This window comes from Rhizobium sp. LjRoot30 (genome assembly GCF_964253915.1).
GTDB lineage: Bacteria > Pseudomonadota > Alphaproteobacteria > Rhizobiales > Rhizobiaceae > Metarhizobium.
On the sequence record NZ_CAXUSG020000002.1, the window covers coordinates 222,957 to 235,052 of the forward strand.

Sequence of the window (12,096 nt, forward strand, 5' to 3'; positions counted from 1 at the left end):
TTATCCGCATACTAGATCACATGCAGCACAAGATCTATCTCCAGTCCCACACAACAACCTGGCTGGATTCCAAAAATGCCTCTCGCTCTTTATGCCCTGACGGCTGGTGCCTTCGGCATCGGTGTCACTGAATTCGTCATCATGGGATTGCTGCTCGATGTCGGCGGCGATCTCCATGTCTCCATCGCCGCCGCCGGCCTGCTGATCTCCGGTTATGCGCTCGGCGTGGTCGTCGGCGCGCCGGTCCTGACCGTGCTGACGGCCCGCTGGCCGCGAAAGACGGTGCTTCTCGGCCTGATGGCCATTTTCACGCTCGGCAACCTCGCCTGTGCGCTCGCTCCGAATTACGAATTGCTGATGGCTGCCCGTATCCTGACGGCGCTGGCTCATGGCACCTTCTTCGGCGTCGGCTCGGTCGTGGCAACAGGCCTAGTTGCGGAAGACCGCAAGGCATCCGCCATCGCGGTGATGTTCACCGGCCTCACCGTCGCGAATATCCTCGGCGTTCCCGCCGGTACCTGGCTTGGCCAGATGTTCGGCTGGCGCGCGACGTTCTGGGCGGTCGCAGCGGTCGGCGTTGCCGCGTTCGCTGTCATCGCCCTGCTGGTGCCGGCTGAAAAGCAGGCGCCGGAAGCCAGCGACTGGCGCGCCGATCTTGCCGCCATCCTGCGGGCGCCGGTGCTGCTCGGTCTGCTCACCACCGTGCTTGGTTATGCCGGCGTCTTCGCCGTCTTCACTTACATCGCTCCGCTTCTGACGCAGATCGCCGGCGTTCCGGCAGGCGCCGTGTCGCCGATCCTGCTCGTGTTCGGCGGTGGTCTGGTCGTCGGCAATCTGCTTGGCGGCAAGCTGGCCGACCGCGGACTTCTTGCCACCGTCTTCGGTACGCTCGTGGCACTGGCTGTGGTGCTGATGCTGATGGCCCCGGCCATGCATTGGCCGGTTAGCGCAGTCATCGTCACCGGTCTTCTCGGTGCTGCAGGCTTCGCGACGGTTGCGCCGCTGCAGATGTGGGTGCTTTCCAAGGCGGAAGGTGCGGGCCAGAGCCTCGCCTCGTCCTTCAACATCGCCGCCTTCAATCTCGGCAACGCGCTGGGTGCCTGGGCAGGTGGTCTGGCCATCGGCCAGGGGTCCGGTCTCGGCTCCGTGCCGATGGTTGCGGCACTGTTCCCGCTCGCCGCCATCGCCGTCGCCGGACTTGCGGTCGTCGCAAGCCGCCGTGCCGGTCGCGCTGCTGCGGAGCGTCCATGCCCCGCTGCCTGAACGGCTATCTCGAACGACAAAAGGCCACGGGACCTTAATCCCGTGGCCTTTTCGACAGTCGAAAGGATCAGTCCTCGTTGGCGGCGAGCTGCGACAACAACTGCCCGCGCCCCCTGATCCGCATGATCAGCGGCACGATCAGGGCAAGCGCCGCCAGCACCAGCAGCACGGCCGCAATCGGCGAAGTGAACAGCACCCTCGCGTCACCCTGGCTGATGGCGAGCGCCCGGCGCAGCTGCTGCTCCGCCAGCGGGCCGAGGATGAGGCCGACGACGACAGGGGCGATCGGATAACCCAGCACGCGCATGAGGTAGCCCATGACGCCAAAGGCCAGCAGCATGCCAAGTTCGAAGACCGACGGATTGGCGCCGATGGTGCCGAGCGTCGCAAACAAGAGGATGCCGGCATAGAGCCACGGCTTGGGGATCGTTAGCAACTTCACCCAAAGCCCGATCAGCGGCAGGTTGAGCACGAGCAGCATCAGGTTGGCGAGCAGCAGGCTGGCGATCAGGCCCCAGACGAGTTGCGGATTGGTGACGAACAGCAGCGGGCCGGGTTGCAGGCCGTATTGCTGAAATCCGGCGAGCATGATCGCCGCCGTCGCCGACGTCGGCAGGCCGAGCGTCAAGAGCGGCACCAGCGTTCCCGCCGCCGAGGCATTGTTTGCCGCTTCCGGACCAGCGACACCTTCGATGGCGCCGTTGCCGAATTCCTCCGGATGTTTCGTCAGCCGCTTTTCCGCCGCGTAGGAAAGGAAGGTGCCGATCTCAGCCCCGCCGGCCGGCATGGCACCGATCGGGAAGCCGATCGCCGTACCGCGCAGCCACGGTTTCCATGACCGCGCCCAATCGGTCGCCGTCATCCACACGGAGCCGCGCACCGCCTCGATCTTGTCGGGAAGGCGATTGCCTCGAGCGGCGATATACAGCGTCTCGCCGATGGCGAACATGGCAACGGCGAGTGTCGTCACCTCGACGCCGTCGAGGAGATCCGGCACGCCGAAACTGAGGCGCGTCTGGCCGCTCAGCTGGTCGATGCCCATCAGAGCCAGCGCAAAACCGATGAACAGCGAGGTCAGGCCGCGCAGCGTCGAATCGCCGAAGGCGGATGAAACCGTCACGAAGGCCAGCACCATCAGCGCAAAATACTCCCGCGGGCCGAAGACGAGGGCAAGCTTGACGATGAAGGGGGCGATGAAGGCGAGCGCGATGGTGGCGATCAGGCCGGCAATGAACGAGCCGATTGCCGCCGTCGCCAGCGCTGGTCCGCCGCGCCCCGCCCGCGCCATCTTGTTGCCTTCCAGCGCGGTGATGATCGAGGCGCTTTCACCCGGCGTGTTGAGCAGGATCGACGTCGTCGAGCCGCCATACATGCCGCCGTAATAGATGCCGGCGAACATGATCAGCGACCCGGCGGGATCGAGCTTGAAGGTGACGGGCAGGAGCAGCGCCACGGTCAGCGCCGGGCCGATGCCGGGCAGGACGCCGACGGCGGTGCCGAGCGTGACGCCGATCAAGGCATAGAGCAGGTTCATCGGCTGCATCGCCACGGCGAGGCCCTGCATGAGAAAATCGATTGTGCTCATGCCTCAATCCTTAGAGAAACAGGTGTTCGAGCGGCCCGGCCGGCAGGGAAAGCTGCAGCTCGCGGGCAAAAACCAGCCAGACGGCCAGACAGAGGAGAATGCCGAGCGGCAGGGAAATCCAGAGTTTTCGCTTGCCGAAGGCATAGGCGGTGGCGGCAAACAGCACGCCGGTCGCGATGGAAAAACCCGCTGTCTTCAACAGCAGCATTTGCGCCGCCAGGCCACCGATGATGATCACCACCGGCCCCAGTTCCTGACGCTCTCTCGCCGGGAACCGGCCGAGCCAGGCTTCGACGGCGGTCCAGACCGAAAGCCCGAGCATCAGGAAGGCAACCACATAAGGAACTGCCGTCGGACCCACCGGCGAATAGCTGACGATGGCGGCGAGATGCGAAGTATCCCACAGGATGACCCCGGCTATGGCCGCCAGCCCGGCCGCCACCGCCAGCGCCGCCCCATCGGGGCGGCGCGACGGCGATGTCTGGTTTCCGTTGCTGCTCATTTGACCAGGCCGATGTCCTTGAGGGTGGCTTCGGTCGCCGCGATGTCCTTGGCGAGCTGCTCCTCGAAGGCGGCGCCGGCCAGGTAGGTATCCTGCCAGCCCTTGGTCTTCAGGTTTTCCTGCCAGCCCGCGGACTTGACCAGCTTTTCGATATCGGCGGAAATCGCTGCCTTCTGCTCGTCGGTGATGCCGGGGGCAGCCGCGATCATGCGCCAGTTCTGGATGGAAACATCGACGCCCGATTCCTTCAGCGTCGGACCGTCGATCCCGTCGATGCGTGCATCGCTGGAAATGGCGAGCAGGCGCAGCGTCCCCGCCTTGATCTGCGACTCGAATTCGCCGTAACCGGAGACGCCGGCGGAAACCTGGCTGCCGAGGATGGCGGCCAGTGCCTCGCCGCCGCCCGAGAAGGCGATGTAGTTGATCTTCGTCGGATCGACGCCCGATGCCTTGGCGATCTGGCCAACGAGGATGTGATCGGTGCCGCCGGCCGAACCGCCACCCCAGGAGACCGCGCCCGGATCTTTCTTCAGCGCCTCGACGAGATCGGCCATGGTCTGGAACGGCGAGGATGCCGGAACGACGATCGCCTCATATTCGCCGGTGAGACGGGCAATCGGCGTGACGTCCTTGAGGGTGACGGGCGAATTGTTGGTCAGGATGGCGCCGACCATGACGTAGCCGCCGACGATCAGGGCGTTGCCGTTCCCCTTCGACTGGCTGGAAAACTGCGCCAGGCCGATCGTTCCGCCGGCGCCGGGAACGTTCTGCACCTGCACGTTGCCGGATATGCCTTCCGCCTGCATCACGGTCTGGATGGTGCGGGCCGTCTGGTCCCAGCCGCCGCCCGGATTGGCAGGGGCGATGATGGTGTAGTCTGCGGCAAATGCCGGCAATGACAGGGCACCCGCGAGAATCGCGGTCAAAAAGAACTTCTTCAAGGTTGTCTCCTCCGGTTCCGCGCCTGTTGCGCGGACGATTTGTCAAGAATCAGGGGAGGCAGATTGCCGTCGGCGACAGCGCTTGTGGCTGTGCCATGCCGGATGTGAAATTGCCTCCCTGGCCATCCCGCCCTGACTCCAACAAGGCGCGATGATGCAAACGATCATATTTGCCTGACATTCTGCTGACGCGGTCGAAAGCCTCGCCGGACGCCGGCCTATTGCAGGCGCAGCGCATCGTTCCAGCGCTTGATCAGCCGGGCGCGTTTCACCTGGTCGAGATAAACCATCAGGCCGAGGCTGACGGGCACGGGTTTCAGCTGCGTGCCGTGTAGGGCGCGCATGTTGGTGGCGGTATTGTCGCCGGCGACCTCGGGGCTGACGGCAGGGATCTGCAGCTTGCTCGCCATGATCTGTTGCCCTTCCCGCGACATCAGAAAAGCTAGATAGGTGCGACCAAGCTCCGGATTGGCAGCCGCTTGCGGCACCAGGCCGATGCGCGACATGACGACGGTATAGTCGCGGGGAAGCAGGATGCCGACATCGGGATGGCGGGATGCCCAATCCGCCGCATAGGAGCCGAGAATATTATAGCCCAGCACGAAACGCCCGTCTGCCACCCGTTCGAGAATGGCCTGGCTGGTTGAGTACAGCTTGACGCCGGCCCCGCCCATCGCCCGGATCACGGTCCAGATGTCGCTGAACTGCTCCTGGTCGCGGGCCATGAACAGGAAACCGACGCCGGAGCGCTCGATATCGTAGGTGGCGATACGCGCAAAAACGCTGTCGCCGTTCTTCTGCAGGAACTCGACCAGTTCCGCACGCGTGGCCGGCGGCGGATGATCGGTGAAGCTCGGCTTGTGGTAGACGAAGACCGCCGGCTCGAAGGTCAGGGCGTAAGCGGTGTTGCGCCAGTTTGCCCAGCCCGGCCAGATGCCGCTGAGCGGCAGGTCGCTGCGTTGCGCATAACCGTCATTGCTGAGCTTGACCTGCAGGTCCATGGCCGAGGAAAAGGCGAAGTCGGCGGTCGCCTCCCCCTGATCGGTCTCCTTGACGATCCGGTCGTAGATTTCGCCGGTCAGCATATCCTCGTAGGAGACCGCCACATCCGGATTGGCCTCCTGAAACCCCTCGATCATCGGCTGGGCGAGCGGTTCGTCCAGCGAGGAGTAGATTTTCAGCACCGGCGCATCCGCCTTTCCCGACTTGGCGGCAAAAAACGTGGCGTCGGCCTTTGCAGGCAGGGCAAGAGCAATGAAGATCGAAAACAAGGGGATGAGACGCATGAGGGAAATAATGACAAAGCGCCGGCAGGTTCACAAGCGCTGCGGCGGCGTCTAATCTGGCGCGGAGGAGAAAACGACGTGCGATTGCTGCTGGTGGAGGACAACGAAGAGTTGGCGGATGGGCTGCTCGCGATTTTGCGCGGCAGTGGTTATGCCGTCGATGCCGTGCGTGACGGTCCTTCGGCGCTGGCGGCCGTGGCAGCCGAAAGTTTCGACCTCGTCGTGCTCGATCTCAACCTGCCGCATATGGACGGGCTGGAGGTCTTGAAAACCATCCGCCACAACCAGAACCGGGCTGCGGTCCTGATCCTCACCGCCCGCGGCGCGCCGGAAGAGCGGGTTCGCGGCCTCGATCTCGGCGCCGACGATTATCTGACGAAACCCTTCGATGTCAGCGAACTGGAGGCGCGCATCCGCGTCCTCTTGCGGCGCCGGGCTGGATTGCGGGCATCGACGATGGAGTTCGGACCGATGACGCTCGATCTGGTGTCGCGTGCCTTCTCCGTCTCCGGGTCGCCGATTGCCATTCCCACCCGCGAACGGGCGGTGCTGGAAACCCTGTTCCTGCGGGCCGGCAAAGTCGTCTCCAAGGAGGCGATCATGCAATCGCTGATCGGTTTCGACGAGGATCTGAGCACCAACGCCATCGAACAATATGTCAGTCGGTTAAGGCGACGTCTTGCCCCCTACGGGCTGACGGTCAAAACTGCCCGCGGCATCGGCTATTATGTCGATCGCGACGCGGAAGAGCGTTCATGATCCCGGATTTCGGCCATTCTTTGCGCCGTCGCCTGCTGGCGTGGCTCTTGATCGCTACCATGATCATTGGCCTTGTTGCCTTGCTCGACACCTGGTCGGAAGCGGTGAAGACCGCGCGGTCCGTGTCCGACCGCGTGCTCGTCGGCTCGGCACTGGCCATCGCGGAGCGCGTGGTGGTGGGCGAAGACGGGGCGCTGGAGGTGGATATCCCCTATGTAGCGCTGGAAATGCTGACATCGGCGGCCCAGGACCGCGTGTTCTACCGGGTGGACGGCCCGCCCGGCAGCTTCATCACCGGCTACCAGAAACTGCCGGTCGCCGAAGCGCCGGCGGGACAGGCGACCGCTTATGCCGACGCCGATTTCCGCGGCGAGCCGATCCGGGTGGTGACGCTGCAGCGATCCGCCTCGACCGGTATCCGCTCGGTTCCTTTCGTCGTTACCGTTGCCGAGACGACGATCGCGCGCCGCCAGCTTTCCGAAACCATCCTTTTACATTCGGCGCTGCGCCTGATGCTGATGATCGCCGGCGCCGGCACGATCGCGTGGATTGCGGTCACCATGTCCTTGCGGCCGCTGAACCGGCTCGGAGAAGCGATTGCCCAGCGCAGCCCGGACGACCTGCATCCCATCGACGAGGCGGTGCCGAGCGAAGTCGAGGGGCTGGTCGATACCGTCAACTCGTTCATGGTGCGTCTCGAAGGGGCGCTGAAGGCGCTGCGCCAATTCACCGGCAATGCCAGCCATCAGTTGCGCACCCCGCTCGCGGTGGTGCGCACCCAGCTTGCGCTCGCCCAGCGCGCCCGCTCGCTGGAGGAGGCACAGGAGGCTGCGCGCAAGAGCGACCAGGCCGTTGCCCGTGCCGAGCGCATTCTGGTGCAGCTTCTGACGCTGGCGCGCCTTGATGCGGCGGCGACCGGCGGCAAGACCCTGCGCGATGTGATAGACCTGACGCGAACGGCGCAGGAGGCGACGGCCGAGCATGTACCAGCGGCGGCTGCCGCGGGTATAGACCTGGGCTTTGAAGGCGCCGAAGAAGCACCCGTTTACGCCGAGCCGTTGCTGATCGGTGAATTGCTCGGTAATCTCATCGGCAATGCCATCGCATATGCCGGCCAAGGTGCGGTAGTGACGGTGCGCTGCTTGCGCCAAGACACGACGGTGCGACTCGACGTTGAGGACAATGGGCCTGGCATCGCGCCGGATCGGCGCGGGGCGATGCTGACGCGTTTTGTCCGCGGCGCGCCGGAAGCGGAGAGAAGTGCGGGCACCGGGCTCGGCCTGCCTATCGTAGAGGAAATTGCCTCCCTCTACGGAGCTCGCGTTGCGCTGGAGGAAGGAGCCGGGGGCAAGGGTCTCAAGGTAACCGTGGTCTTCAATCTTGCTGTTCCGGTGCCGGTGTAGACGTCGGTAAACGCGATTTTTTGAGGGGAGCCAAGAAGAGTGCGTTGCCACGGATCGGCTGCTCTCTCAGCAATTCCAATCAATAATGCGGTGGGCGGGTGACGGGTATCGCCTCGTGCGACTGCTCTTCCAGCGTCAAGAAACGCTCGGTCAGCACGGCAAGTTTTGCCCGTGTCTGCTCGACGACTTTCCACTGCTCGGTGAGCTGGTCCGACAGTTCCTCGATCGTCTTGGCCTGATGGGCCAGCAATTCTTCCAGCCTTGTGATGCGGTTTTCTTCGTCAGACATGATCATTCCTTCCGTCGCCGCGCGATCAATCGCTGCACGAAACTTCCCTGTCAAGCTGGCGATGTGCCGCCAAAATCGCATAAACGCCTGTGGATAGCGCCGGAATATAAGAAAAACATTGATTGCCGACGATGACAATTGCCGGGGTCGCTGTCATGGAATCCGGATCAGCAATACGAGGAACGCTACAATGACAACCACGAATGAAATCGCGGACAAGATCGCTGCCGACAACGGCCTCACCAAAGTTCAGGCAAAAGGCATCGTCGAAGCGGTTTTCAAGGCAATCACGGATGCCGCAACTGCAGGCGCCGAAACGTCCATCCCCGGCTTCGGCAAGTTCAAGGTGAAGTCGACCCCCGAGCGCGAAGGCCGCAACCCCTCCACGGGCGAAAAGGTCAAGATCGCTGCCGCCACCAAGCTCGGCTTCACGCCAGCCAAGGCTCTCAAGGACGCACTGAACAAGTAAGCGTGATCACGCCTGGTCAAGCAGGCTTGAAGAACAAGAGGACGGCGCGAGATCCATCGCCGTCCCCTGCCCCTCGGTTCAGGTGCCGCAGAACGTCCTGAGCACGCGTTCGTCGTCGCGTGGCGGCGTTGCCAGATCGCCATCCTCGGCACGCTGGTCGAACGGATGGGCAAGCGCATCGACCAAACGCCCGAAGACGGAAAAATCACCAGCGGTCCCGGCGGCAATCGCCTGTTCGATGCGGTGATTTCGGGGAATGAGGAACGGGTTGACGGCGCGCATCGCCCGTTGCCGCTCTTGCGGTTCACCCGGCTCTCGTGCCAGCCGCTCCCGCCACTGCCCGACCCAGTTGTCATACAAAGCCGCATCGGTGAATTGTGCCCTCGCCCGCGTGTCGTCGCCGGCTGCAGCGTCACAGAGACCCCGGAATGTCAGCGTAAAATCGGCCGCGCCGCGATGCATGGCATCGAGCAGCGATTCGATCAGTGCCGCATCGCCATCCTCGCTGGTTTGAAGACCGATCTTGGCGCGCATGCGCAGCAGCCATTGCGCCTGGTAGAGATGGGCAAAGCCGATGACCTGATCGTTGGCGATCTCGACGGCCTTGTCGATATCCGGATCGAGCAGCGGCAGGAAGGTTTCCGCAAGCCGCGCCAGGTTCCATTGCGCCACGGCGGGTTGGTTGCGATAGGCGTAGCGGCCGGAATGGTCGATCGAGCTGAACACCTTGGCCGGATCGTAGGCATCGAGAAAGGCGCAGGGGCCGAAATCGATCGTTTCGCCGGAAACCGTCATGTTGTCTGTGTTCATCACCCCATGGATGAAGCCGACGGACATCCACCGGGCGATGAGCGCCGCCTGCCGCTCGATGATCGCCTGCAGCAATGCGGCAGCCGGATTTTCCGCTTCGGCGACGGCAGGATAATGGCGACGGATGACGTAATCCGCCAGCCGCTGCAGTCCCTCGACATCGCCGCGCGCCGCAAAGAACTGGAACGTGCCGACACGGATATGGCTGGCAGCCACACGGGTAAAGACCGCCCCCGGCAGCACCGTCTCGCGGTAGACCTGGTCGCCGGTGAGCACGGCCGCCAGCGCCCGCGTCGAGGGAATGCCGAGCGCATGCATGGCTTCGCTGACGATGTATTCGCGCAGCACCGGGCCAAGCGCCGCACGGCCATCGCCACGGCGGGAAAACGGCGTCGGGCCGCCACCTTTCAGCTGGATGTCGCGGCGCACGCCGTTGCGGTCAACCACCTCGCCGAGCAGGATCGCCCGTCCATCGCCAAGCTGCGGCACGAACTGGCCAAACTGGTGTCCGGCATAGGCCATGGCGATCGGTTCCGCGCCCGGCGGAAGTTCTTGTCCGGCAAAGATCGCCGCTCCCACCGGACCGTCCAAGGCATCGGCCTGCAGGCCGAGCTCAGCCGCGAGGTCGCGATTGAAACGAATCATCGTCGGCGCCTTGGCCGCCGATGGTTGCTGGCGCAGCTGGAAAGGTGCCGGCAGCCGGGCATAACTATTGTCGAAGGGGAAAAGCGGAAGCGTCGAAGCCGCCGTCTCGGAAGGTCTGGTGGTCATTGTCACCAACTCGTGCAGGTTTCAGGCCGTTTGTATAGCAGCCGCAACCGGCAGCATAAACTGCAAACGAACCAGCGGCATCACGGTTCCGTGTGCCACTGCCGATATTGACCGTTCAGGCGGTGTGTGCGGACTGCGGTGCGCGTGCGGTCGGTGCAGCCGAGAAATTGCCGTCGTTTTCGACGAACTGCTCGAGTGTCATATTGTCGAGAATCGAGGCAATGGCGTCGCGGACATCCGTCATCGAGCGGCGGACTTCGCAACGTTCGGGATCGGCGCAGTCGTCACAGACTTCGAAAGCGGTGCGGCTGGCGCAGCGGATCGGGGCCAGCGGACCGTCGAGCGTGCGAATGACCTGGCCGATGTGGATTTCCGATGCGGGGCGCGAGAGCGAATAGCCGCCGCCCGGTCCCTTCTTGGAGCGCAGGATTCCGGCGTTGCGCAGTTCCAGCAGAATGGCGTCGAGAAACTTCTTCGGGATATTGTTGCGCGTGGCGATTTCCGTGATGAAAGCGGTTTCGCCAGGATTGAGTTGGGCCAGATCGACCAGAGCCTTCAGCCCGTATTTTCCTTTTTTCGTCAGCATGACAATTCGCTTTTCCCGGAAGGCATAAATGGCGCGCGGACCGTCAGAAACGGTACGGAATGCGTAAACTGCTGGAGATGACCATTGCCGTTGAATTATGGCGGAAATAGCCCTCTGACCGACAGGCTACAAGGGAATAATTCACAAGTTGCATAGTTTTTATGATCAACATGAAATATGTCGTGAAAATCCCCGTTTTTCCCGGCTTTTCTCATCGGAATCCCGCCGCCGCTTCCTGTCGCCTTGCCGCCGTGGCGCAGAAGCCGATTTACTTCCAGGCAATTGGATTTAAGAATGGGCCGAGATAGGGCATCCTATTCTAAAGGTTTTCCTTCATCGGAAACGTTCTGCGTTACCTAACACCATAGATTTGATAGAGTTTAGGCACAACAAAGGAGGTATCGATGAACAAAACGAGGGTCACGCGGCTTCTGGCTGCCGCTGTTCTTGCCGGCGCTCTTCAGGTGGGAGGCTTGGTCTCCGCCTTTGCCGACCAGACAATCCTGAACGTGTCCTACGATCCGACTCGGGAACTGTACAAGGACTTCAACAACGCCTTTGCAGAAAAGTGGAAGGCCGATACCGGCGAGACGCTGACGATCCAGACCTCCCATGGCGGTTCGGGCAAGCAGGCGCGTTCGGTCATCGACGGTCTTGAGGCCGATGTCGTCACCCTGGCGCTTGAGGCCGACATCAATGCCATCGCCAAGGAAACCGGCAAGATCCCGGCGGACTGGAAGGCCAAATTCGAAAACAACAGTGCGCCATACACGTCGACGATCGTTTTCCTTGTCCGCAAGGGCAATCCGAAGGGCATCAAGGACTGGGGCGACCTGGTGAAGGACGATGTCCAGGTGATCACGCCGAACCCGAAGACCTCGGGCGGCGCACGCTGGAACGTGCTGGCGGCCTGGGCCTGGGCACGTCAGGCCAACGGCGGCGACGATGCCAAGGCGCAGGAATATGTGACGCAACTGTTCAAACATGTGCCGGTGCTGGATACCGGTGCGCGCGGCTCGACCACGACCTTCGTCCAGCGCGGACTGGGTGACGTCCTGCTCGCGTGGGAAAACGAAGCCTATCTGTCGCTTGCCGAACTTGGCCCGGACCAGTTCGAGATCGTGACGCCGTCCGTTTCGATCAAGGCTGAACCGCCGGTGGCGCTTGTCGACGGCAATGTCGATGCCAAGGGGACCCGCAAGGTGGCTGAGGCCTATCTGCAGTATCTGTACTCCGACGTCGGGCAGAAGCTGGCCGCGAAGCACTACTACCGTCCCTACAAGCCCGAACTGGCTGACAAGGAAGACGTGGCCCGCTTCGGCGAAGTCAAGCTTGCGACCATCGAGGAGTTCGGTGGCTGGGCCGAGGCGCAGCCGAAGTTCTTCGGCGACGGCGGTATCTTCGATCAGATCTACAAGCCGGGACAATAAGA

General features: G+C 63.0%; 12 protein-coding genes. 5 read left to right on the plus strand and 7 right to left on the minus strand.

All coding sequences use genetic code 11. The annotated features are described in order from the left end of the window. Positions 1–75 precede the first annotated feature (75 nt). Positions 76–1,263 carry an MFS transporter gene (locus ACSQ3I_RS05040; protein WP_435996640.1) on the plus strand — a complete coding sequence of 396 codons (1,188 nt, stop codon included), beginning with the start codon at positions 76–78 and terminating at the stop codon, positions 1,261–1,263. Between the two features lie 67 nt (positions 1,264–1,330). Here the strand turns inward: ACSQ3I_RS05040 and ACSQ3I_RS05045 are convergent, their stop codons facing one another. From ACSQ3I_RS05045 to ACSQ3I_RS05060, 4 genes are all read right to left on the minus strand, one after another. After that, positions 1,331–2,848, minus strand: a complete 1,518-nt coding sequence (locus tag ACSQ3I_RS05045) for a tripartite tricarboxylate transporter permease (protein WP_435996641.1) — start codon at positions 2,846–2,848, stop codon at positions 1,331–1,333. 10 nt (positions 2,849–2,858) lie between these two features. Continuing rightward, positions 2,859–3,350: a tripartite tricarboxylate transporter TctB family protein gene (locus ACSQ3I_RS05050; protein WP_435996643.1), complete on the minus strand. Its 492-nt coding sequence runs from the start codon at positions 3,348–3,350 to the stop codon at positions 2,859–2,861. After that, positions 3,347–4,291 carry a Bug family tripartite tricarboxylate transporter substrate binding protein gene (locus tag ACSQ3I_RS05055; protein ID WP_435996645.1) on the minus strand — a complete coding sequence of 315 codons (945 nt, stop codon included), beginning with the start codon at positions 4,289–4,291 and terminating at the stop codon, positions 3,347–3,349. Before ACSQ3I_RS05055 ends, ACSQ3I_RS05050 begins: the two co-directional genes overlap by 4 nt. A gap of 218 nt (positions 4,292–4,509) precedes the next feature. After that, positions 4,510–5,577 carry an ABC transporter substrate-binding protein gene (locus ACSQ3I_RS05060; RefSeq protein WP_435996647.1) on the minus strand — a complete coding sequence of 356 codons (1,068 nt, stop codon included), beginning with the start codon at positions 5,575–5,577 and terminating at the stop codon, positions 4,510–4,512. Positions 5,578–5,655: 78 nt separating this feature from the next. Between ACSQ3I_RS05060 and ACSQ3I_RS05065 the strand changes: the two genes are divergently transcribed. Further along, positions 5,656–6,336, plus strand: a complete 681-nt coding sequence (locus ACSQ3I_RS05065; protein WP_435996649.1) for a response regulator transcription factor — start codon at positions 5,656–5,658, stop codon at positions 6,334–6,336. After that, positions 6,333–7,739 (plus strand): sensor histidine kinase N-terminal domain-containing protein, encoded by a 1,407-nt coding sequence (locus ACSQ3I_RS05070; RefSeq protein ID WP_435996650.1) that lies wholly within the window; start codon positions 6,333–6,335, stop codon positions 7,737–7,739. The genes ACSQ3I_RS05065 and ACSQ3I_RS05070 overlap by 4 nt, the downstream gene beginning before the upstream one ends. A gap of 79 nt (positions 7,740–7,818) precedes the next feature. Here ACSQ3I_RS05070 and ACSQ3I_RS05075 read toward each other — a convergent pair whose 3' ends face one another. Beyond that, positions 7,819–8,028, minus strand: a complete 210-nt coding sequence (locus ACSQ3I_RS05075) for a SlyX family protein (protein WP_435996651.1) — start codon at positions 8,026–8,028, stop codon at positions 7,819–7,821. Between the two features lie 190 nt (positions 8,029–8,218). Between ACSQ3I_RS05075 and ACSQ3I_RS05080 the strand changes: the two genes are divergently transcribed. Then, entirely contained in the window at positions 8,219–8,497 is a 279-nt protein-coding gene (locus ACSQ3I_RS05080) for an HU family DNA-binding protein (protein ID WP_435996653.1), read from the plus strand. A gap of 78 nt (positions 8,498–8,575) precedes the next feature. On the opposite strand, the gene ACSQ3I_RS05085 is transcribed toward ACSQ3I_RS05080, so the two are convergent. Beyond that, the gene (locus ACSQ3I_RS05085; RefSeq protein WP_435996655.1) at positions 8,576–10,078 is read right to left on the minus strand and encodes a protein adenylyltransferase SelO; all 1,503 of its coding nucleotides are present in this window, start codon (positions 10,076–10,078) and stop codon (positions 8,576–8,578) included. A 115-nt stretch (positions 10,079–10,193) separates the two neighbouring features. After that, the gene (locus ACSQ3I_RS05090) at positions 10,194–10,664 is read right to left on the minus strand and encodes an RrF2 family transcriptional regulator (RefSeq protein WP_435996657.1); all 471 of its coding nucleotides are present in this window, start codon (positions 10,662–10,664) and stop codon (positions 10,194–10,196) included. 404 nt (positions 10,665–11,068) lie between these two features. Between ACSQ3I_RS05090 and ACSQ3I_RS05095 the strand changes: the two genes are divergently transcribed. Then, on the plus strand, positions 11,069–12,094 hold the full coding sequence (locus ACSQ3I_RS05095) for a sulfate ABC transporter substrate-binding protein (protein ID WP_435996658.1): 1,026 nt from the start codon (positions 11,069–11,071) through the stop codon (positions 12,092–12,094). Positions 12,095–12,096 lie beyond the last annotated feature (2 nt).